Raw genomic sequence first — 23,856 nt, 5'->3', positions numbered from 1 at the left:
GCCGTTGTGCCGCTATGCCGATTTCGCCTGTGCCCGCATGAATCCCACCGTCGCTGCCCAGAGAATGACGCCGATGAGGAGCAGGACACCCGCAATCGAATATTGCACCGGATCGCGCCCCGTCCATGGGCCGACGAGGAAGAAGCAGCTGACGGCGCCGAGCACCGGCAGGATGGTTGGCGTGCGGAAGTGCTTGTGCGCCACCTTGTCCTTGCGCAGCACCAGCACCGCGACATTGACGATGGTGAAGACGCCGAGCAGGAGCAGTGCCGTGGTGCCGCCAAGCGCTGGAACACCGCCGGCAAAGGCGATGAGGCCAACCGCGATCAGCGAGGTAAAGATGATCGCCACAAAGGGCGTGCGGCGGCCGGAATGGACCTTGCCGAGGGCTGGCGGAAGCACGCCTTCCCGGCTCATGCCATAGATCAGCCGGCTTGCCATCATCATGTTGATCAGCGCCGAATTGGCGACGGCAAACATGGTGACGACGGCGAAGATGCCGATCGGGAAGTTTGGCGCGCCGGCCTGTACCACCTTCAAGAGCGGCGTTTCGCCTTCGCCGAGTTCGGCTGCGGGCACGAGGGTGATGGCGGAGATGGCGACCAGAATATAGATGATGCCGGTAATCACGAGGCCACCGAGCAGCACTTTTGGGAAGATGCGGGCGGGCTGCTTGCATTCTTCGGCCATGTTGACCGAATCCTCGAAACCGACCATGGCGAAGAAGGCAAGTGTGGTGGCGGCCACCACCGACCAGATGACGCCGTGCTCGCCCGCAGGCTGGAAGGTCCAGGCGCGCGACACATCCCCCTGACCGTTGCCGATGGCCCAGAAGCCGATGCAGATGATCAACAGCAGGCCGGTCAACTCCACCACCGTCAGCACCACATTCATCTTCACGCTTTCACCGACGCCACGAAAATTGATGAGTGCGACGGCAACGATGAAGGCAATGGCGATGCCGGTGACGCCGAAGCCGCCGAAATCGAAGCCGGTGACGGTGGCAAAATTGGCGGCAAAGGCGCGCGAGGCTGTCGAAGCGGAGGTCACGCCCGACGACATGACGGTGAAGGCGACGAGGAAAGTGATGAAGTGAACGCCGAAGGCCTTGTGGGTATAAAGGGCAGCGCCCGCAGCACGCGGATATTTCGTCACCAGTTCGAGATAGCTGCAGGCGGTCAGAAGTGCCACGGCAAAAGCGATGAGGAAGGGTAGCCAGACCACGCCACCCACTTCCGCGGCGACCTGTCCGGTCAGCGCGTAGATGCCGGTGCCGAGAATATCCCCGACGATGAACAGAAGAAGCAGCCCCGGCCCCATGACGCGTTTAAGCTCAGTGCTTTGCTCGCCTGCATCATCCGGTTGCGTAATGTTTTGCGCCATATAGAATTCCCCCTAACAATAATGGCGATAACGCAAGGAATGGTGCGAGGGTTCCCGGCCTGAAGAACAAATGAGTTCAGGTGCTTAAGCCTGGCATTGTCCGCGCAGAGCGTGATGGCTTGCGTCACGGGGTTGCAGCTAAAAGATGAACCTCGGCTTGGTTCGGTCGCACCATCTGCTGCCAACCGGAGCGCTCAATTCGCCCAGCCCTTCCAGTCCACCCAGCGCCCGTGAAAATCCGCTCGGCCGATCTCCTGTTTTTCACCCGTGGGCCAGATTTGCAGGGTCAGCGCGGCACCGCGTGGTTGGCCGTCGCCTTCCATCTGGAGGCGGGCGAGCGGGGCGTCCGGGGTGGCGCGGCTTCCGGCCTCAGTGATCAGCGCTTCGCCCTTTTGCTTGAGGCTGTCCGGAAAATACTGCCAGGCGACGGAGTGGAAGATGACATGGGTAGCGCCGGGCTTCGATGTTTCGAGCCGTCTTGCCAGCCAGTCGATCGCGTCTGCCTTTTCCACCTGCAGGTGATTGTCGGCGGCGATGGTGAGCGCATTTTGCGTGCGCTCCAGGCGGTCCGTCTGGTCTGCCCAGATGTAGGAGAGTTGGCGCAGGCGGTCGTCAGGGGAAGACGGGTTCAATGGGTTGAGGTCGCAGCCGGCGCGTTCGAGGACGCTGAAGCTCAGCGGGATGGCTGGCGCTTCGCCGCGCCATTCCGGCGAGAGGAAGACGGGACTGTCCGTTCCCCACTGCGTTTCGCCAAGGCGGTAGCGATAGCGGTCGAGCTGGAGGTTGAGGCCGGCGCTGGCGCCGACCTCTGAGAGGATGAGCGGCTTGCCGGTGCGCTCGGCGACGATGAAGAGGCCGGGCAGGAGGGCGGCGGAGCGGCGGACTTCGTTGGTTTGCGGCGGGGACTTCAGCCGTTCGAGGATGAAGGCTTCGTGCTCCAGAAAGGCTTGCTGGCAGGCAGACCAGAGCTGGTCGTCGTGAAGTTCCGTCATCGGAGCAATACGGTTTAAGCGAACCAGCGCATGCAGGGAACCGGCGGTCCGTAGCGGCACGGAATCGTCGCTGGGACCGGGCGAGCCGGGCCATGTGAGGAGGGCGTGGGCAACGGGGCCTTGCGCGCTATCCAGCTTTTCGGCGAGCAGCCGGCAGAGCCTGGCGGTGAAGGGGGACCCCAGCGCATCGCACGCTTGCGCCTGCGTCTGGAACGCCTCTCGAACGATTGCTTCCGGCATGGTGCCCTCCGTCCTCTGCCTGTTCTAAGACGTGTCGCGATCTTTCAGATACGCGTCAAACGCCTCAGGTCTTTGCGATCGCAAATCGTCGAACCGTTTGCGCCGACCATGCCTTACGCGTCCTCCGGCCTGTCCTTCGGATCGAATTGCGAGATGGTGGTCCAGCGGGCGGTGAGCGCCGGTTTGCGTTCGTCTTCGATTTCCACCGTCACGTCATAGGTGTTGGTCAGCATGGACGCGCCGCGAAAGCGGGCTTCGGCCAGGGTAAAACGGCCGCGCACGCGCGCGCCGCTCTTGACCGGGGCGACAAAGGTGACTTTGTCGAAGCCGTAATTGATGCCCATGGTCTGTTCGCGGATTTTCGGCAGCGCGCTGTAGTTCATGGCCGACAGCAGCGAGAGCGTCAGGAAGCCATGGGCAATCGTGCCGCCGAAAGGGCTCTCGGCCTTGGCGCGTTCGGGATCGGTATGGATGAACTGGTCATCCAGCGTGGCCCCCGCAAAGGCATCGATCATCGCCTGATCGACGGTGATCCAGTCGGATACTCCCACTTCCGTGCCGACCAAACCCTTCACTTCAGCAAGCGATACGTCTTTCACAGCGCGTGGTCCTTTTCATGATGGAGACTCTATCGTATCGGCCCGAAAGTCGGAATCGATTTTCGGAAAGCACGATGCGGTGAGTCTACGAGATAGAGCGTTTTTATGCGTCCAATAGGACGGCGACGCTCTATAGGGCAGGTGAATGCGTGTCATCAACGGCTACAACATCGGACGGGAAATCGGAACCGATTTCGCAAAGCAGATGCTAAAAGAATGAGGGCGTCCGCTAAAAGAGGCGGGGTGCACCCACATAAAAGACGACGGAGCGGGGTGGCAACCAGGCGGGAACGCCGAAATCGACGCCGAGCGGCTTCCAGCCTTGGCCCTTCAAGGTGAAGGGAATGGCGTTGCGGCTGCGGTTGAACAGAATGGCCAAGCGAACCGTCTTGCCGGTCTGCCTGTCCAGTGTGTTCAGCACCATGGCGAAGGTCGTGGCATCCGGGCGGTTCCAGTCCTCGTCGCGCATGGGGTCGCCCAAGGGCGACAGCCATTCGATCTCGCCGCTGTCGGGTGAGAAGAACGTGCTTTCGTCAAAGACTGCGAAGCGCTGGCGCAGCTTTGCCAGAAAGGCGGTGTGGTCGATGAGATCCGGCGAAAGGGCTTTCCAGTCCACCCAGGTGATCTCGTTGTCCTGGGCATAGGCATTGTTGTTGCCGCGCTGGCTGCGCCCGCCTTCATCGCCCGCCGTCAGCATCACCGTGCCGCGTGTGACGAAGAGGGTGGCGAGCAGCGCCTTGACGTCGGCGATCCGGGCCGCGTTGACCGCCGGATCGTCGGTCAGGCCCTCGATGCCATTGTTCCACGAGTGATTGTCATTGTGGCCGTCGCGGTTCTCCTCGCCATTCGCCTCATTGTGCTTGTGGGCGTGGGAGACGAGATCGAAAAGCGTGAAGCCGTCATGGGCGGCGATGAAGTTGACGCTGCGGGTTCCGGTACGCGCGTTGCGTGAGAAGATCGGGGCGGAACCGGCAAGCGCATCGGCGAGCGCGCCGATCGTATAATCGTCGCCGCGCCAGTAGCGGCGGATATCGTCACGCGCCCGGTCGTTCCATTCGAGGAAGGATGCCGGAAAGTTGCCGAGCTGGTAGCCGCCGGGGCCGATATCCCAGGGTTCGGCAATCAGCACCCGATCGGCCAGAAGCGGGTCTTCATGCATCTGGCGCAAGGTTTCGCTTTGTGGATCGAAGCCCTCCGCTGTGCGCCCGATAACGGGGGCGAGATCGAAGCGGAAGCCATCGATGCCGGCATGGGCGACGAAGTGGCGGAGCGTTTCGATGACGAGATGGCGCACCTGTGGGTGATCGCAAGCAAGCGTATTGCCGGTGCCGGTGTCGTTGATCAGCGTGCCGGGATCATCAGATGCGTGACGGTAATAGGTGAGGTTGTCGAGACCGCGCAGCGACAGCGTCGAGCCGAAGCGATCGCTCTCGCCGGTATGGTTGAAGACGAGATCGAGGATCACGCCGATGCCTGCATCATGCAGTTTGGCAACCGTGTCGCGCAGTTCGGCGATACCGCCAGGGCAGAGCCGCGGATCAAGCGCCATGAAGCCGACGGGGTTGTAGCCCCAGCCATTGGCAAGGTGCAGCGGCGGCAAGTGCCGCTCGTCGATCCAGGCGGTGATCGGCATCAGTTCCATGGCGCTGACGCCGATCGTCTTGAGATGGGCAATGATGGCGGGGTGGGCGAGGGCGGCGACCGTGCCTCGGATGGCTTCCGGCACGTCGGGGTGCTGCATGGTGAAGGGCTTGACGGCCACTTCATAGATCAGGCCGGTGCGGGTGAAGCGGGGTGCTTCCTTGGTGACGATCGGGGCCTCTGAAACGACTGCCTTCGGCATGACGGCGGCGGTGTCTTCGCCGAAGGTAAAGAGGGAGGCGTGGTTCTGGAAGGGGCGGTCGATCGTGGTGGCGTAGGGGTCGAGGAGGAGCTTGGCCGGGTCGAACCATTGGCCGTGGTCTGGCGCGTAGGGGCCGTGGGCGCGGTAGCCATAGCGGGTGCCCGTGGTGGCTTGCGCAACGGTGAGGCGATGAATGCCGTCCTCGTCACGCTGCATGGGCAGGCGGGCGGTTTCGGTATTGCCGGTGGCGTCGTAGAGGCAGAGTTCGATTTTCGTGGCGTTTTGGGAATAGACGGAGAACTGGGTGCCTGCTGGCGTGGGGACTGCACCTTGGGGGAACGCTGGGTGGGTTGGCATGGGCTGGTCCCTTTGGTGGTTTGTGGGTGGGGCTTGCGCCGCCGTCTTGTTGGTCGAAGACCAGAGGATTTTTGTGAGGGCGATGGTGCGGCTTGTCTAGCTTGTCGGGGGCGCTGGTGGTCTTTTGTGAAGGGACCCCCCTCTGTCCTGCCGGACATCTCCCCCTCAAGGGGGGAGATCGGGTTGGGTTGGCCGCTCGCCTCTTTGGCTAACTCAGCGAAGAGGCTACTCCACTCTCGACGGTTGATGATGAGGGCAAGTTTACCTCTGGCCGATCTCCCCCCTTGAGGGGGAGATGTCCGGCAGGACAGAGGGGGGGGCCTCACCAACAAGACTGGCAAAGGGTTGGAGCTTCAAGCCCACTCGATCAGGTAATCACCGTCGGCGCATCGCGGCCTGTGTGCTTCTTGATGCCGGCAATCGTGTCTGCCGCAGCGATGAGGTCGGCCAGCGCTTCCTGGGTTTCGATAGTGTGGCGGGCCGCGTCGGCCTCGTAGCGCTCGACATAGAGGCGCAGCGTCGCGCCGGATGTGCCTGTGCCGGAGAGGCGCAGCACGATGCGCGAGCCGCCTTCGAAGAGGATGCGGATGCCCTGGTTCTTGCTGACCGACTGATCGACCGGATCGTGATAGGCAAAGTCGTCTGCCTTGGCGACCTTCAGATTGCCGTAGGTGGTGCCGGGAAGCGTCGCGAGTTTCTCGCGCAGTATGGCGACCAGCGTGTTGGCGGCGTCGCTGTCGACTTCTTCATAGTCGTGGCGCGAGTAATAGTTGCGGCCATATTCGGCCCAGTGCTTGGTGACGATGTCCTTGACGCTTTCCTTGCGGGCGGCGACGATGTTCAGCCAGAAGAGCACGGCCCAGAGACCGTCCTTTTCGCGCACATGGTTGGAGCCGGTGCCGAAGCTTTCCTCGCCGCAGACGGTGACCTTGCCGGCATCGAGCAGATTGCCGAAGAACTTCCAGCCGGTTGGCGTTTCATACATGCCGATGCCGAGCTTTTCGGCCACGCGGTCTGCGGCGGCACTCGTCGGCATGGAGCGGGCGATGCCGGAAATGCCCGATGCGTAGCCGGGTGCCAGCTTGGCATTGGCAGCGATGATGGCAAGCGAATCCGAAGGGGTGACGAACATGCCCTTGCCGACGACCATGTTGCGGTCGCCATCGCCATCGGAAGCGGCGCCGAAATCCGGGCCTTCCGGGCTCATCACGTCGTCATAGAGTTCCTTGGCGTGAACGAGGTTCGGGTCCGGGTGATGGCCGCCGAAGTCGGGCAGCGGTACGGAGTTGCGAACCGAGCCCGCCGGTGCGCCAAGGCGCTTTTCGATGATTTCGACCGCATAGGGGCCGGTTACCGCGCTCATGGAATCGACCACGACCTTGAAGCCGCCGGCGATCAGATCGCGGATCGCGCCGAAGTCAAAGAGTTCTTCCATCAACGTGGCGTAATCGGCCACCGGATCGATGACTTCCACCTGCATGCCGGCAACGTCGCTCGTGCCGATCCGGTCGAGATCGATATCGGCGACATCGGCGATGCGATAGGTTTCAATCGACTTGGTGCGGGCGAAGATGGCGTCGGTGATCTTTTCAGGGGCCGGGCCGCCATTGCCGATATTGTACTTGATGCCGAAATCTTCGTTGGGGCCACCGGGATTGTGGCTGGCGGAGAGAACGATGCCGCCGAAGGCCTTGTATTTGCGGATGACGTTGGAGGCCGCCGGCGTGGAGAGAATGCCGCCCTGGCCGACCAGAACCTTGCCGAAGCCAGCGGCTGCGGCCATCTTGATTGCCTTCTGGATGACCTCGCGATTGTAGTAGCGGCCATCGCCGCCGATCACCAGCGCCTCACCGGCAAAGCCTTCGAGGCTGTCGAAGATCGACTGGATGAAGTTTTCCGCATAGTTCTCCTGCGCGAAAACCGGCACCTTCTTTCGAAGGCCGGAGGTTCCGGGCTTCTGATCCTGAAATGGCGTGGTCTGGACGGTCTTGATCGACATTCAATGGCCTTTCGACAAAAGTTGGGTGTAAAGCGCGGCGTAGAGTCCTGCGCTCTTTTCCCAGGAAACATCCGATTTCATCCCCTGCTTCTGCATCTGCGTCCACAGCTTCGGGTCTCGGTAATATCGCATAGTGCGGCGGAGCGCCTGGCGCAGTCCTTCCGGGGTGACGGAGGAGAACTGGACGCCGGTGGCGACCTTGGCGGAAACAGCAGCGTGATTGGCATCGATCACGGTATCGTTCAAGCCCCCGTTGCGTGCAACGACGGGCACGCAGCCATAGCGCAGTGCATAAAGCTGGGTCAGGCCGCAGGGCTCGAAGCGGGAGGGAACGATGATGGCATCGCAGCCGGCCTGCATCAGGTGCGACAGCGGCTCGTTATAGCCGACAGCAACGCCGACGCGTCCGGGATGACGGGTGGCAGCGGCCATCAGCGCGCCTTCCAGCGCAATCTCGCCAGCACCCAGCACCACCAGACGACCGCCCATTTCGACGATATCGTCGGCAACCTCGGCAATCAGGTCGATGCCCTTTTGCCAGGTGAGGCGGGAGATGACGCAGAAGAGCGGACCGTTATCGTGATCGACCCGGAAGTGGTTGGCGACGGCGGCCTTGTTGATGGCGCGCAGCTTCAGGTTTGCAGCCGTATAGTTTTCCTGGATCAGATGGTCGATCGCCGGGTTCCAGACCTCGGCATCGATGCCGTTGACGATGCCATGCAGCGCCTGGGCGCGGGCGCGGATGACGCCCTCGAGCCCCATGCCGTAATCCGGGGTCAGGATTTCCTCGGCATAGGACGGGCTCACCGTGCTGAGCGCCGTTGCCGTCTGCAAGCCTCCCTTCAGGAAGCTGATATCGTTGTAATATTCAATGCTTTCGGTGGAAAAGGCATGGGCCGGCAGGCGCAGTTCGGAGAAGATATTGGCGCCGAACTGCCCCTGGAAGGCAATATTGTGGATGGTGAGCAGGCTTGGAATTTCCGGCGTCTCGGCATAGCGCATATAGACCGGCGCCATGGCGGACTGCCAGTCATGCGCATGCAGGAGATCCGGCTGCCAGCCGGCAAGCTTGCCTGCGGCAATTTCGGCAGCGGCAAGCGACAGGGCGGCATAGCGCTTCCAGTTGTCGGCGAAATCCTTGCCGGTGGAATCGAGATAGGGGCCGGCGGGGCGGTCATAGAGCGAGGGAATGTCGAGGATCAGGAGGTCCAGACCCTCGTGCTCGCCTGCCAGAATATCGGCATGTTCGCCCAGAAGATCGGGAAATTCCCCGACCTTGTGGGCGTCCTTGACTGCCGATTTGACGGCGGGGTAGCCGGGGATCAGCGAGCGGGTGTGAACGCCGCAGGCTTTCAGCGCGATGGGGAGCGCGCCGGAAACATCCGCAAGCCCCCCGGTCTTGATCAGCGGATAGATTTCGGATGTGACCGAAAGAACATTCATGAGGCTCACAGGTCCAGCTTGTCGATCATCGATTGGGTTATCAGGCAGATGCCGTTATCCGTGCGGCGGAACCGCTTGGCATCGAGGATCGGGTCCTCGCCGACGATCAGCCCTTCCGGAATGACGACGCCGTGGTCGATGACGACATTGCTGAGCTGCGCGTGGCGGCCGATCTTCACGCTTGGCAACACGACGGCATTTTCGAGGCGCGAATAGGAGTTTGCGCGCACGCCGGTAAACAGCAGACTGCGGTTCAAAGATGCGCCGGAGATGATGCAATCGCCCGAGACGACGGAGGAGACCGCCGAGCCGCGGCGGTTTTCGTCGTCATGCACGAATTTCGCCGGCGGCGTGATCTCGGCATAGGTCCAGATCGGCCAGGACTTGTCGTAGATATCCAGATCCGGAACGATATCGGTCAGATCGATATTGGCCTGCCAATAGGCATCGATGGTGCCGACGTCGCGCCAGTAGGGTCCGTGTTCGAAATCCGAGCGCACGCAGGAGGAGGCGAAGCGGTGCGCAACGGCCTTACCATGTTCAACGATATAGGGGATGATGTCCTTGCCGAAGTCGCGGCTGGAATTCGGGTCGCTGGCATCGCGGCGCAGGCATTCCATCAGGAACTTGGTGTGGAAGACGTAGATGCCCATGGAGGCGAGAGCATTTTCCTCATCGCCCGGAATGCCCGGCGGGTCGGCAGGCTTTTCGATGAAGGCGATGATCTCGTCCTTGTCGTTGACATGCATGACGCCGAAACCGGTGGCTTCCATGCGCGGCACTTCCAGACAACCGATCGTCACGTCCGCGCCGGAATCCACATGCTGCTGCAGCATGTATTCATAGTCCATCTTGTAGATATGGTCGCCAGCGAGGATGACCATATATTCGGGCCCGTGAGACTCGATGATGTCGATGTTCTGGTAGACGGCGTCTGCGGTGCCTTCATACCATTGCGTTTCGGAAACGCGCTGGGAGGCGGGCAGAATATCGAAGCTTTCGTTACGTTCCGGGCGGAAGAAGTCCCAGCCGCGCTGCAGATGGCGGATCAGCGAATGCGCCTTGTACTGCGTGGCGACGCCAATGCGGCGGATGCCCGAGTTCAGCGCATTGGAGAGCGCGAAATCGATAATGCGTGCCTTGCCGCCGAAATAGACGGCAGGCTTTGCGCGGCGGTCGGTGAGTTCCTTGAGGCGGCTGCCGCGCCCGCCAGCCAGCACATATGCCATTGCATCACGTGCCAGAGGCTGAATTCTCTTTTCACTCATCGGTCCTGTCCTCCCATAAAATTCCACGGTTCCCTTGGTCTCAAACGTGTGGGGAGATTTTAAGGTTTCCCATCACGTGTTCATTTTCCTCTGCCTCATGTCCCTGCGACGAGAGGCGGATTAGTTTTCCAGCTCCAGCATGATGACGGCGAGCGGCGGAAGTGTGAGCGTCGCGCCGATGCTGCCACCGGCATCCACCGCCTGCACGCGCCCGCCATTGCCCTTGCCCGTGCCGCCATAGATCTCGGCATCGGTGTTGAGAATTTCGCGCCAGCGCCCGGCGGCGGGAAGCGGCACGTAAAAATTCTCGCGGTAGACCGGCGTCAGGTTGGAGATGACCGCCACCGGCTTTTCGCCCGGTGCACGGCGCAGCCATGCCAGCACGGAATTGTCGTGATCGTCGGCCATCAGCCACTCAAAACCTTCCGGCTCGCAGTCGCGGGCGTGAAGGGCGGCCTTGGAGCGGTAGGTGAAGTTGAGATCGCGCACCAGGCGGCGCATGCCTTCATGCATATGATATTGCAGGAGGTTCCAGTCGAGCGAGACCTTCTCGCTCCATTCGCTCCACTGCGCAAATTCCTGACCCATGAACAGCAGCTTCTTGCCCGGATAGCCCCACATGAAAGCGTAATAGGCGCGAAGATTGGCGAATTTCTGCCAGTCGTCCCCCGGCATCTTGGCAATCATCGAACCTTTGCCATGCACCACTTCGTCATGCGAGATCGGCAGCACGAAATTCTCGGTGAAGGCGTAGAGCAGACCGAAGGTCAGTTCCTGATGGTGGAACTTGCGATGCACGGGTTCGCGGGCAAAATAGCTCAGCGTGTCGTGCATGAAGCCCATGTTCCACTTGAAGCCGAAGCCGAGACCGCCCTCATGCACGGGCTGCGAGACCTTCGGCCAAGAGGTGGATTCTTCCGCAATGGTCATGACGCCGGGATGGTTGCCATAGATCAGCGTGTTCATCTTCTGCAGGAAGCGAACCGATTCCAGGTTCTCGCGCCCGCCATACTCGTTGGGGATCCACTCGCCTTCCTTGCGGGAATAATCGAGATAGAGCATCGAGGCGACCGCATCGACGCGCAGGCCATCGAGGTGGAATTTTTCCGCCCAGTAGAGCGCATTGTTGATGAGGTAGGACATGACCTCGACGCGACCGAAATTGTAGATCGCGGTGTTCCAGTCCGGGTGGAAGCCCTGGCGCGGATCGGCATGCTCGTAGAGGGCGGTGCCGTCGAACCATTTCAAGCCGTGCTCGTCGGTGGGGAAATGGGCCGGCACCCAATCCAAGATGACGCCGATGCCGACCTTATGGGCGCCGTTGACGAAGCGGGCAAAACCCTCCGGCTCGCCGAAGCGGGCGGTCGGCGCATAAAGGCCGGTCGTCTGGTAGCCCCAGGACGGATCATACGGGTGTTCGGTGATGGGCAGGAATTCGATATGGGTGAAGCCCATATCGGCGCAATAGGGGATAAGCTGGGCGGCCATCTCGTCCCAGGTCAGCATGGAGCCGTCCTGATGCTTGCGCCAGGAGGCGGCGTGGACCTCATAGACGCTGATCGGCTGGCGACGCTGATCGATGCTGGCCCAATGCTTGCGGTGCGCGTCGTCTTCCCATTGCTGGACAAGCTCCGGCGTGGTGACGGAGGCATTCTTCGGGCGAAGCTCGGCGCGGCGCGCGTAAGGGTCGGCCTTCAGCGGCAAAAGCTCGCCATGGGGGCCGATGATCTCGAATTTGTAGGCGCAGCCGGCATAGACATCCGGTGCGAAGATTTCCCAGATGCCGGTGTCCTTGCGAAAGCGCATCACATGGCGGCGGCCATCCCAATTGTTGAAATCGCCGACGACCGAGACGCGGCGCGCATTCGGGGCCCAGACCGCGAAATGGAAACCCTCGACGCCTTCAAGCTTCAGGGGATGTGCGCCCATCTTGTCGAAGAGACGTAAGTGCGATCCTTCGCGCACCAGATAATCATCCATTGGGCCGAGCACCGGGCCGAAACTATAGGGGTCGGTCACCGCCCATTCGGCATCGTCGCGCAGCGCGCGGTAACGCACGGGCTGGCGCTTGGTAATCGTGATCGGACCTTCGAAGAAGCCGTCGTCATCGACGCGGGTCAACTCTCCGGCAACGTTGCCGTCCAAGGTCATGACCGTCACTTCTTCGGCGCCCGGGATAAAACAGCGGGCGACGAGAGTGCCCGGCGTCTGATGGACGCCGAGCACCGCAAAAGGATTGGAATGCAAACCGCTCTTGATTGCCTCGATTTCGGCCGTGGGTATGGAGTTGAAAGTCTTCTCTTCAGCCGAATTGAGCGGTTTTTTCATCAGGCTCTCCAGATTTCCGTGGCGTATTGGCGGATCGTCCGGTCGGACGAGAACCAGCCCATGCGCGCGGTATTGCGAACGGTTTTTTCAAACCAGCTGGAGGGGTTGCTCCAGATGGCATCGACATCGCGCTGGGCTTGCGCATAGGCATCGAAATCGGCGGCGACCATGAACCAGTCATTGTTGTAGAGACCGTCCATCAGCCCGGTGAAGCGCGAGCGGTCGTCAGGCGAAAACACGCCGGACGCAATCGAAGAGACGGCTTGAGCAAGCTCGGCCGAATTTTCGATGATGGCGCGCGGATTGTGGCCCTCGGAGCGCGCCTTGGCGACCTCGTCGGCGGTCTTGCCGAAGATGACGATATTGTCTTCGCCGACATGCTCGAGCATCTCGACATTGGCGCCGTCGAGCGTGCCGATGGTGAGTGCGCCATTGAGCGCGAATTTCATGTTGCCGGTGCCCGAGGCTTCCATGCCCGCGGTGGAAATCTGCTCCGACAGGTCAGCGGCCGGCACCATGATTTCGGCCAGCGAGACGTTATAATTCGGAATAAATACCACTTTCAGAAGCCCACGCACTGCCGGATCGTTATTGATGACGCGGGCGATATCGTTGGCGAGCTTAATGATAAGCTTGGCGTTGTGATAACTCGGCGCGGCCTTACCGGCAAAGAACTTAACGCGCGGAACCCAATCCAGTTCCGGGTGCGAACGAATTTGGTCGTATAAGGCGACCGCCTCGATCAGGTTCAGCAGCTGGCGCTTATATTCGTGGATGCGCTTGATCTGGATATCGAAGAGCGCGGAGGGATCGACGCGGATGCCCATGCGCTGCGCCACCGTGTTGGCAAGGCGCACCTTGTTTTGCCGCTTGATCTCGGCAAACTTGTCGCGGAAGCTGGAATCTTCGGCAAAACGGTCGAGATCGAGAAGCTTCTCGGCATCGTCCATGAAAGCATCGCCGATGGCGTCGCGGATCAGGCTCGTCAGGCCCGGATTGCACTGCATCAGCCAGCGGCGTGGGGTGATGCCGTTGGTCTTGTTGTTGATGCGGTTTGGAAACAGCATGTGCAGGTCGGAAAAGACCGTTTCCTTCATCAGCTCGGTATGCAGCGCCGACACGCCGTTGATGGAATGCGAGCCGATAAAGGCGAGATTGCCCATGCGCACCCGGCGCTCGCCGCCTTCGTCGATCAGCGAGATCGAGCGGATCTGGCCGTCCGAGAGCTTCTTCTCCTTGCGGGCGAAGATCAGCGTGTTGGCATTGATCGCGTAGATGATCTGCATGTGGCGCGGCAGCAGGCGCTCGAGCAGCGGCACCGGCCAGCTTTCCAGCGCTTCGGGAAGAAGCGTGTGGTTGGTATAGGAGAAGGTGCCACGGGTGATCGTCCAGGCCTCTTCGAAATCCATGCCATGCACGTCGCAGAGAAGGCGCATCATTTCGGCAATGGATATGGCCGGATGGGTATCGTTGAGCTGGATGGAGACCTTGTCCGGGAGATTGGTGAAATCCGGATATTGCTGCAGGTGACGGCGCAGAATGTCCTGCAGCGAAGCGGACGAGAAGAAGTATTCCTGGCGCAGGCGCAGTTCCTGGCCGGCAGGGTTTGCGTCGGCCGGGTAAAGAACGCGGGTGAGGGACTCGGCCTTGTTGCTTTCACGCAGCGCGCCGATGTGGTCGCCGGCATTGAAGGCATCGAGCAGGATCGGATCGATCGGCTGGGCGGACCAGAGGCGCAGCGTGTTGACGCGGGTGCCGCGCCAGCCGACCACCGGCGTGTCATAGGCCATGGCGATCATGCGCTCGGCCGGTTTCCACAGGAAGCGCTGCGGATCTTCATAGCCGCCAATGGTTTCCACCGTGCCGCCGAAGCCGATTTCATAGGCGCTTTCACGCCGCTCGAATTCCCACGGGTTGCCGTGGGCAAGCCAGGTTTCGGGCAGTTCCACCTGCCAGCCATCGGCCATCTGCTGGCGGAACAGGCCGTGGACATAGCGGATGCCGTAGCCATAGGCGGCGATATCGACGGTGGCCATGGATTCCATGAAACAGGCGGCGAGACGGCCAAGACCGCCATTGCCGAGTGCGGCATCGGGCTCCAGTCCGGCGATCACGTCGAACTCGACGCCGAGCGAGGTAAGTGCCTGGCGAATTTCCTCCATCAGTTCCAGATTGGAAATGGCGTCACGCATCAGCCGGCCGATGAGGAATTCCAGCGACAGGTAATAGACCCGCTTGGAATCGTTCTGATAGGCCTTGCGGGTGGATTCCATCCACTTGTCGATGATGCGGTCGCGAACGACGAGAATGGTGGCCGTCAACCAGTCATGCGGCTTTGCGACCTTGACGTCCTTGCCGATGCGGTAGGTGAGGCGCTCGATGATTTCAGAGGCAAGCACATCCGGTTCGGAACTGCGCGGGGCGGGGCGGGGAAGGTCGTTGGTGGCAAGTTTGTTGATCATGGGTCGGTCAGCACCTTGATGGGAGGAGAGGGCCTGAGTCTATCTGTCGATCAAAGCGCGTCGCGATCCTTGGGAGCGGCTCGTCACGCTTTCAATCCTTTCATTGTTGCATGTCACGATCGAAAATCGCCTTGCGGATTGCACGACATGCTGCACTGCTTCGATTGCAGTTTATGCATCGATAAGCGGCTGTGGCAACAGCCCTTTTCGCAAGAGGAGCGATTGCCCAGAAAGGGGCGCGAGCGGTGGCGAAAAGGCTGACTGAAACGCAGATAGATCGTCTCCTATGCGCCCATTTGGACGCGTAAGAGACGATCTATTCTTTTTACGTCCACGCATTGTGCTTTGCGGAAAATCGCTTCCGATTTTCAGGGCGAAGCTGCAGCGCGCGGCTTTCGCCACGCGCTCCTAAAAACGTATCGGGTGGATCGGAAGGTCAGTTGATCAGCCGGGTGGGAACGCTTGCCGCCTTGCGGGCGATCTCGCCGAAGGCGGCGACGATCTCTTCCATGTTATCGGGCTCGAAGTAATTGTCAGGGCTGCTCGCGCAATATTTCAGCAGCGATTTGCCCTTGTCCGGCGCCATGAAGGCCACGGTGAAGATCTTGATGCCATCTTCCTTGATCGAAGAGCAAATGGAACGCACCTGTCCGTCGATGCTCGAGTTGGTCATTTCACCATCGGTCATGAACACGATAAAGCGCTGGAACATTTTGTTGCCTTTTTCATCATGCCGCGTGCGCTCCTCCGGATTGGAGCCTCTCAGAGCGTTGTATGCGGTCGTCAGTGATGGATAGGCATTGGTGCCCCCCGTCGGCACCGCAGGGATGGAGTCGACATATCGCTTCGTCGCTGATGTACCCCAGGTGATCTTCTGCGCGCTGAAACTTGCCGAGTTATAGGCAATGGCCCCGGTGCGGATGAGTTCAGACTCAGGATTGCCTGACTGGTTATAGGACGGGTCCGACTTGTTCAGCGTGTCCACCAGGTAGGACACTGCCGCCTGCAGCGACGCCATCTTCTTGATGTAGCAGGGGGTGGTGAAGGCCACTCTCGGCCAGGATTGTTCCGTGTAGTTGTCGCAGGAATTCCTGGACTTGTCCAACGTATCGGTCTTGAAGGCCATGGAACCGGAGCGATCCAGCACCAGATAGAGAGACATGGCCGCACCCTTGCTGAAGCTGCTTTCGGCCGTGCTTCTGACGGTGATGGTGACCGTATTGACGCCGATAAAGCCGATCAGCGGGTTAAGGGGCACCTGACGGGTGAGCGAGCCGGAAATCTTGAAGCTCGTTCCCTTCTTGGTCTCATTGCGGCTCGCCGTCGCATCGACTTCGGCTTTGTCTTTTTTGGGGTTGCTCTTATCGGCACCGTTGCCGTTGCCGTTACCGTTACCCTTGCCGTTTCCTTTACCCAGGCCGTGATCGAGGCCATGATCGAGCCCGGGGTCGAGCGGGTGCCGGGGCCCGCTTCCGCTGCCGTTTCCGCCTCCACCTCCATTGCCGCTCCCGTTGTCAAGTTGACCCCCGGAAGCCTCTTCAACGACCTTCTTTACCTCCGCGGCATACTCTGCGTCGGACTTGCGGCCCTCATCGAGCCGGGCATGCGTCGCTGCCGCGAGAACGGCGCTGTCGAGTGCGATCTGCATGTCGTTTCTCACCTGCATGACGCGGGTGGTTTCCATGCCAGCGCCAACGGCACCAAAGAGGAGAGGCAGACCAAGTGCAGTCAGAATTGCGAAGTTGCCGCGCTTGTCGGCAAGTAACCTTTTAAACGTCCGTCCCATCATCATTCGGCCACCACCCAGCTATCGCCTTGTTTTATAAGGGGCAGGCTTACCGACGCTTTATTGATGATTTGCTAACTCAAGCACTCCAGTTTGAGCAAAGCGGCGTTTTATTTGATAATAATTACAGTTGTGACGCTTTTTACTTGCAGCTTTTCTACCGTAGACAACTCTCGATCGGTGAAGGATGGCATAGGCGGTTGAAAGGGTGACGATCAACTGACCGGGACGACATCGACCGCTTGTGTAATCTTCTGGTTGCCGTAGCTTTTCAATACGCCGATGACGGGTGCCACATCGGCATAATCACGACCATAGCCGACGACGATGTGATCGCTGCCGGCAAGGATATCGTTGGTCGGATCCAGTTCGATATAGCCGTCCGCTTCGCCGCACCAGACGCGCACCCAGGCATGCATGGCGTCTGCGCCTTCGAGCCGCTCCTTGCCAGGTGGCGGAAGGGTGCGCAGGAAACCGCTGACATAGCCGGCGGGAATGCCGAGGCTGCGCAGTGCTGAAATCATGATATGGGAGAAATCCTGGCAGACGCCGCGCTTCAGCTTGAAGGCCTGGCCCGGTGTCGTGTCCACCGTGGTGGCCTCGCCATCATATTTGAAGTCCTTGTAGATGCGCTTGCACAGCGCAAAGGCAATTTCGCGCACCGTCATGCCAGGCTTGGCCGTTTCACGCGCGTAAGACGCAATCGCCGCATCTTCGCCGATCCGGGGGCTGGCTCCTGCCAGATGGTGCGGGGCCTCAGCGTCCAGCGAGTTGATGCTGGAAAGCTCCGCCTGCAGCCTATCGAGCGGTGGCGAGAGATCCGCCGTCAGCGACGGGCTCTCCACCGACACGCGGGCCTGCATGCGGATGTCGAGCTTGTCGTGGGATGCGCGCAGATAAATCGAGGTGGCGCTCTGGTGGAAGAAGTCGTCGAAGACGGTACGCTCTTCGGGCGTCGGCGAGACGGTGAGAGCAGAGGCGACGAGCCTTTGCCTGCCCTGAATGGAAAGCGGCGTGACACGGATGATGTGGCGCGCGCCGGAGGCCAGCGTGTCGTAGACATAACCCATATGCAGCGAGAGATCGTAAAGCATCGACTATCCGAGATAGGTTTGTGCGAGAATATCGGAAAGCCGTTCGAGATCCTTCTCCAGCTGGCGGAAGACATCGCCGGAGAGATTTTCCGACGTCATGACCGCAAGCGTGGACTGAATGCGCATCGCCTCTCGGCAGAAGGGCGACATCTGGCCGTTGATGGAGGCGTTGGGCAATTGCTCGACCTCGGCATGGATCTCGTTCAGCTGAAAGAGGATCGAGCGCGGGTTGAGCGGGTCGAGCGCCAGAAGATCCATCACGGTCAGCGCGGCGGTATTCACATTGTAGCGGCGGCGGTGGGTCATGACGCTGTCGCCGATTTCGAGCAGCATGTCATAGGAGCCGTCTGGTGCTTCCGGCCCGCCCATATGCGCCAGCAGCCGTGTCATGTGCAGGCCACGTTCGAGATAGCGCCCGATCGCCAGGAAGCGCCAGCCGGTGAAGCGATACATGTTTTCATGCACCAGACCGGCAAAGCCCGCGACCTTGCGCAACAGAATAGTCATGGCATGGGTGGCATCGTCGCCTGCATGGATCTTGCTGTGAAAGCGGCGTGCGGTCTTCGCCAGATCGTTGAGTGCCAGCCAGCCATCCGGTGAGAAGCGGTCGCGGATGTTGCTGGCGGAATAGATGGCGCTGTTGATGTTGGCGATCAGGCTGGAGGGGACGGGCTCCTCCACGTCGATATCGACGGTTTCCAGATAGTCGGTGACATGGGCAAGCAGCGGCTGCTTCGGATCGGCGGATTCGGCATAGCGTGCATGCCAGGCGCGCAGGATGCGCAGCGCGCCTTCGGAGCGTTCGATATAGCGGCCGAGCCAGAAGAGATTATCGGCGGCACGGCTCGGCAGGCTGCCGGGGATATTGCGGATGAAATTTTCTTCCGGGGGCAGCAGCGTGGTCCGCTCCACCGGCTTGTCGCTGACGATCCAGACATCCGCCGCGCGGCCTCCGGCCTGCATGGCAATCGCCGCGACATCGTTGCTGCGGCCGATGCGGGCAAAGCCACCCGGCATCACCTGCCAGCCATCCTGGGTGCGGGCAACGAAGACGCGAAGGCTCATGGGCCGTGGCACAAGCTTGCCATCGACGAAGGCGGGCGTGGTGGACAGCGTGACGACTTCCTGGCCGACGAGCTTGTGGCCGTCGGTTGCGAGCCAGTCGCTGATCGAATCCTTGGCGGTTTCGCGCAGGCTCGAACCCAGCACCGACTGCCCGTTGTCGTCGAAGAAGGGCAGGCGCGAGTAAGCGGGGCCGATGACCATGCGCTCTATATTGCTGGCCACCTGCTGACGCTCCGTCGGCTGGCCGCACCACCATGTGGCAATCGACGGCATGGCGAGATCTTCGCCGAGGATATGGCGACAGATGGCGGGCATGAAGGCAAGCAGCGCGCGGGTTTCCAAGATGCCGCTGCCGAGCGCATTGACCATGTTGAGAGAACCGGCGCGCAGCGCCTGCACCATGCCGGGCGTGCCGATATGGGAGTTCTGGTCGAGCTCCAGCGGATCGGCATAGGATGCATCGAGACGCCGCCACAAGACGCCGACGGGCTTGAGGCCTGCGACGGTGCGCACCATGACGCGGTTGTTGACGACCGTCAGGTCTTCACCTTCGAGGAGCATGAAGCCGAGATAGCGAGCGATATAGGCGTGCTCGAAATAGGTTTCGCTGGCCGGACCGGGGGTCAGGACCGCGATACGCTCATCCATATGCTGGCGGTGCGATTGCAGCGTATCGCGAAACGCGCCGAAGAAGGAGGCGAGGCGATGGACATGCGCCTCCGCATAGATATCGGAAAAGGCGCGGGTGGTGGCGACACGGTTTTCGAGCGCGAAGCCCGCGCCGGAGGGAGCCTGGGCGCGATCGGCCAGCACCCACCAGTTGCCATCCGGGCCACGGCCGATCTCGAAGGAGCAGAAGTGCAGGTAATGGCCGTTGGCGGGTTTTACCCCGACCATGGGGCGCAGAAATTCCGGATTGGAGGCAATGAGGGCTGGCGGCACATAGCCCTGCTGCACCAGCGTGTTCTCGCCATAGATATCGGCCACCACGGCCTCGAGCAGATTGGCGCGCTGGACGAGGCCTTTGGTGACGACCTGCCATTCGGCATCGTCGATCAGAACCGGGACATGCGAGATCGGCCAGTTGCGTTCGCTGCCGCCACCGCCGACGCCTTGAGCGCTATAGTCGCGATAGAAGACGCCGGCATCGCGCAGGTAGCGGTCGGTACGCGAGAAGCGGTCGTGCAGTTCACGCTCGTCCATGCGCGAAAGGGCATTGACGAAGGGCTGCCAGACGGGGCGGATGCGCCCGTCTATATCCAGCATCTCATCGGCAACGCCCGGCAACGCGCGATAGCCCAGCATGGATCCCATGCCGGTTTCTCCGGTCTTGCGTTCCGTTGCAGGTGCCTTCGCCACCTTATACTCCTTGCGGGCGTCGCAGATCGAGTGTCAGCGGAAACTCCGGCGACACGGCTTCCGGCCAGACGGTATATTGACCGGCCGTGTGGCCCCATGGCTCGAAACGCGCCAGGCGACGCGCTTCCGCCTCGTTTCCATTGACCGGAAAGGTGTCATAGTTGCGCCCGCCCGGATGGGCAACATGATAGATGCAGCCACCGATCGAACGGTTCGACCATGTATCATAAATATCGAATGTTAAGGGCGAGTTGACCGGGAGCACCGGGTGCAGACCGGCGGCCGGCTGCCACGCCTTGAAGCGCACGCCTGCGACAGAAACGCCGGATTCGCCCGTGGGCTTCAAGGGCACGGCGCGGCCATTGCAGGACACGGTGTAGCGCGCCGGGTTGGTGGTTTCGAGGCGCACCTGAAGGCGCTCGACGGAGGAATCCACATAGCGCACCGTGCCGCCGATGGCACCCTGTTCGCCCATGACATGCCAGGGTTCCAGCGCTTGGCGCAGTTCCAGCTTCGAGCCCTCATATTCCACCTCGCCGAAGAAGGGGAAGCGGAATTCAAGCTGGGCGACGAACCACTCCGGCTTCAGGTCGAAACCGTTTTCTCTCAGATCGGCGAGAACGTCGAGGAAATCCGTCCAGATGTAGTGCGGCAGCATGAAGCGGTCAGCAAGTGCTGTACCCCAGCGGACGAACTTGCCGCCGATCGGGTTCTTCCAGAAGCGGGCGATGAGCGCGCGCACCAGCAATTGCTGGGCAAGCGACATGCGGGCATTCGGCGGCATTTCAAAACCGCGGAATTCCACAAGGCCAAGACGGCCCGTCGGGCCATCCGGCGAAAACAGCTTGTCGATGCAGATTTCCGAGCGGTGGGTGTTGCCGGTCACGTCGACCAGAAGATTGCGGAACAGACGGTCGACCAGCCACGGCAGGGGCGGCACGCCTTCGCCCGGTGCCGGCACCTGGGCCATGGCGATTTCCAGCTCATACATGCTGTCATGGCGCGCTTCATCGATGCGCGGTGCCTGGCTGGTGGGGCCGATGAAGAGGCCGGAGAAGAGGTAGGAGAGCGAGGGGTGGCGCTGCCAGTGCAGCACGAGGCTCTTCAACAGATCAGGCCTGCGCAGGAACGGGCTGTCATTGGGGTTTGCGCCACCGACGACCACATGGTTGCCGCCGCCGGTGCCGGTGTGGCGACCGTCGATCATGAACTTGTCGGCGCCAAGGCGCGACTGGCGTGCGTCTTCATAAATCGCGGTGGTGATATCGACGCACTCCTTCCAGCTTGCCGCCGGATGGATGTTGACCTCGATGACGCCGGGATCGGGTGCGACGCGGATGACGTTCATGCGCTCGTCATGCGGCGGCGCGTAGCCCTCGATATGGACGGGCAGGCCGAGATCGGTGGCGGCAGCCTCGGCGGATGCGATGAGGTCGAGATAATCCTCGATGCGTTCGACCGGCGGCATGAAGATGCAGAGCCTGCCATCGCGCGCTTCGACGGATAGTGCGGTGCGCACCGTTCCGGCGATATCGCTGATGACCTGCTCGTTGCGGCCGAGGTTTGGGGCATCGCCCGCCTGGAAGGAAGCTTCCGGCATATTGCGTGCCGAAGGCGATGGGGCATGGGCCGAAGGCGGCAAGGCATCCGGCAGAGGGCCGCGTGGAATCGAGGGATCGGCCTCGTGAATGTAGGGGAAGGCGGACGGCGGAACGTAAGGCAGGGTTCCAAGCGGCAGGCGGTAGCCGACGGCGCTATCGCCGGGCACCAGGAAGATCTTGCCGCGCCGTGTCTTCCACCGCTCGCTGACCCAGCGCTTGTGGCCGGAGCTTTGCGCATTCCACGCCTGCACGGGCAGAATATAGCCGGTCGGCTCCGTCAGGCCGCGCTCGAAGACGCGTGCAAGGCGGCTGCGCTCTTCCGGGTCCTTGAGCTTGGAGTTTGAGGGATCGACATTGTCGGGAAGGTTGGCTTCCTTGATCAGCCATTCCGCCGTGTCTTCGTAGGCGGGCAGTACCAGATCGGGCTCGATGCCGAGATGGCCGGCAATCGAGGTGAGAAGCCGTTCGGCATCCGTGGAGCTGACGCCGGTATCCTGACCTTCCTGAGCGACGAGATCGGGATTGCGCCAGACGGACTTGCCGTCCTTGCGCCAATAGAGCGAGAAGGTCCAGCGCGGCAGGGTTTCGCCCGGATACCACTTGCCCTGACCATAATGCAGGAAGCCGTTGGGGGCAAAGCGCTCGCGCAGTTTGCGGATGAGGATATCCGCCTTCTGCCGCTTGGTCGGGCCGACGGCGCCGGTGTTCCATTCCTCGGATTCGAAATCGTCGATGGAGACGAAGGTCGGCTCGCCGCCCATGGTGAGGCGCACATCCTGTGCGATGAGCGCGCGATCGACGGTTTCGCCAAGCGCATTCAGCTCTTCCCAGCTTTCATCCGAAAAAGGCTTGGTGATGCGCGGATGTTCGGCAACGCGCGTGACCCTCATGTCGAAGGCGAATTCCGTATTGGCCTCGCCGAAATAGCCGCCGGAGATCGGCGCTGCGTTGCGATAATGCGGGGTGGCGGAGAGCGGAATATGGCTTTCGCCGGTCAGAAGCCCAGATGTCGGGTCAAAACCGACCCAGCCGGCACCCGGCAGATAGACCTCCGCCCAGGCATGCAGATCGGTGAAATCCACTTCCGTGCCGGACGGTCCATCGAGCGCCTTCAGGTCCGGCGCGAGCTGAATGAGATAGCCGGAGACGAAGCGGGCGGCGAGCCCGAGGCGACGCAGCACCTGCACCAGAAGCCAGCTGGTATCGCGGCAGGAGCCCTTGCCCGACAGAAGTGTTTCTTCCGGGGTCTGCACGCCGGGCTCCATGCGGATGACGTAACCGATGGCCTGCTGAAGCTTGGCATTGATGCCGACGATCATATCGACCGTTGTCTGGCCGGGCGTCTTGTCGATGGTGGCCATCAGCGCATCGAAGAGCGGACCCGTCTCTTCCGGTTTGCGGTAGATCGACAGATCGTCCTTCAGCGTTTCCGGATAGTCGAAGGGCCATTTGGTGGCGCTTTCTTCGACGAAGAAATCGAAGGGATTATAGACCGTCATATCCGCGACGAGATCGACCTCGATCTTGAACTCGGTGACCGGATCGGGAAAGACGAAGCGGGCCTGAAAGTTGCCGTAAGGGTCCTGCTGCAGATTGACGAAATGATTGGAGGGCGTGACCTTCAGCGAATGGCTGATGACCTTGGTGCGGGAATGCGGCGCCGGTTTCAGCCTTATGATCTGGGGTCCAAGGCGGACTGGCCGGTCATATTTATAATGCGTCAGATGATAGATGCTCGCCTTGATCGACATGTATTACCTTATATTTCCGGCATTTGCGGATTGTTCCGCCCCCTCTATTGCCCTGACTTTGTGCAATGCACGCGCATAATGCAAGGAACATTTCGGTCCCGTCGTGCATTCGTCGCCGCGGCATTTCAAAGGGCGCGTCAGGGGTGTTCTTGAGGTCGTGTAGACAAGTACCAGCTTAGTGATATTGCTGTCATCGCTAGGGCACAGACTTGGTCTTTGCCAGTCAGCGCGATTCTGTGATTTGAGAAAGTGGTAATGAATTGAAAACGCAAGGAAATTCTCCTGA

The 23,856-nt window shown here is 61.0% G+C and carries 14 protein-coding genes; all 14 read right to left on the bottom strand.

The window, feature by feature from the left end; genetic code table 11:
• Positions 1-12 precede the first annotated feature (12 nt).
• Entirely contained in the window at positions 13-1,383 is a 1,371-nt protein-coding gene (locus EYC79_RS13770; RefSeq protein WP_130978360.1) for an APC family permease, read from the bottom strand.
• Positions 1,355-1,453, bottom strand: coding sequence for a QVPTGV class sortase B protein-sorting domain-containing protein (locus tag EYC79_RS24060; protein WP_112520939.1), 99 nt, complete (start codon positions 1,451-1,453; stop codon positions 1,355-1,357). The genes EYC79_RS13770 and EYC79_RS24060 overlap by 29 nt, the downstream gene beginning before the upstream one ends.
• Positions 1,454-1,577: 124 nt before the next feature.
• Positions 1,578-2,615: a DUF2332 domain-containing protein gene (locus tag EYC79_RS13760; protein WP_130978359.1), complete on the bottom strand. Its 1,038-nt coding sequence runs from the start codon at positions 2,613-2,615 to the stop codon at positions 1,578-1,580.
• Between the two features lie 113 nt (positions 2,616-2,728).
• Complete coding sequence (locus EYC79_RS13755; RefSeq protein ID WP_062427840.1) at positions 2,729-3,214, bottom strand: MaoC family dehydratase; 486 nt, start codon at positions 3,212-3,214, stop codon at positions 2,729-2,731.
• A gap of 229 nt (positions 3,215-3,443) precedes the next feature.
• Positions 3,444-5,414 carry a glycogen debranching protein GlgX gene (gene glgX, locus EYC79_RS13750; RefSeq protein WP_130978358.1) on the bottom strand — a complete coding sequence of 657 codons (1,971 nt, stop codon included), beginning with the start codon at positions 5,412-5,414 and terminating at the stop codon, positions 3,444-3,446.
• A 367-nt stretch (positions 5,415-5,781) separates the two neighbouring features.
• Positions 5,782-7,413 carry an alpha-D-glucose phosphate-specific phosphoglucomutase gene (locus tag EYC79_RS13740; RefSeq protein ID WP_111849406.1) on the bottom strand — a complete coding sequence of 544 codons (1,632 nt, stop codon included), beginning with the start codon at positions 7,411-7,413 and terminating at the stop codon, positions 5,782-5,784.
• Complete coding sequence (glgA, locus tag EYC79_RS13735) at positions 7,414-8,856, bottom strand: glycogen synthase GlgA (protein ID WP_062427973.1); 1,443 nt, start codon at positions 8,854-8,856, stop codon at positions 7,414-7,416.
• Positions 8,857-8,861: 5 nt separating this feature from the next.
• Positions 8,862-10,124 (bottom strand): glucose-1-phosphate adenylyltransferase, encoded by a 1,263-nt coding sequence (gene glgC / locus EYC79_RS13730; RefSeq protein WP_062427843.1) that lies wholly within the window; start codon positions 10,122-10,124, stop codon positions 8,862-8,864.
• A 120-nt stretch (positions 10,125-10,244) separates the two neighbouring features.
• Positions 10,245-12,452, bottom strand: coding sequence for a 1,4-alpha-glucan branching protein GlgB (glgB, locus tag EYC79_RS13725; protein WP_062598901.1), 2,208 nt, complete (start codon positions 12,450-12,452; stop codon positions 10,245-10,247).
• Complete coding sequence (locus EYC79_RS13720) at positions 12,452-14,914, bottom strand: glycogen/starch/alpha-glucan phosphorylase (protein ID WP_111849410.1); 2,463 nt, start codon at positions 14,912-14,914, stop codon at positions 12,452-12,454. The genes glgB and EYC79_RS13720 overlap by 1 nt, the downstream gene beginning before the upstream one ends.
• A gap of 436 nt (positions 14,915-15,350) precedes the next feature.
• Complete coding sequence (locus EYC79_RS23470; protein WP_165457037.1) at positions 15,351-16,706, bottom strand: vWA domain-containing protein; 1,356 nt, start codon at positions 16,704-16,706, stop codon at positions 15,351-15,353.
• Positions 16,707-16,915: 209 nt separating this feature from the next.
• A complete protein-coding gene (locus tag EYC79_RS13705) occupies positions 16,916-17,794 on the bottom strand; it encodes a transglutaminase family protein (protein WP_130978357.1) in 879 nt (292 codons plus the stop codon).
• A 3-nt stretch (positions 17,795-17,797) separates the two neighbouring features.
• Positions 17,798-20,218, bottom strand: a complete 2,421-nt coding sequence (locus tag EYC79_RS13700; protein ID WP_062439529.1) for a circularly permuted type 2 ATP-grasp protein — start codon at positions 20,216-20,218, stop codon at positions 17,798-17,800.
• A 1-nt stretch (position 20,219) separates the two neighbouring features.
• On the bottom strand, positions 20,220-23,570 hold the full coding sequence (locus EYC79_RS13695; protein ID WP_130978356.1) for a transglutaminase family protein: 3,351 nt from the start codon (positions 23,568-23,570) through the stop codon (positions 20,220-20,222).
• Positions 23,571-23,856 lie beyond the last annotated feature (286 nt).

This window comes from Agrobacterium cavarae (assembly GCF_004310285.1).
Lineage (GTDB): Bacteria > Pseudomonadota > Alphaproteobacteria > Rhizobiales > Rhizobiaceae > Agrobacterium > Agrobacterium cavarae.
The sequence above is the reverse complement of the archived record's forward strand: the minus strand, read 5'-3'. Positions and strand labels throughout refer to the sequence as shown.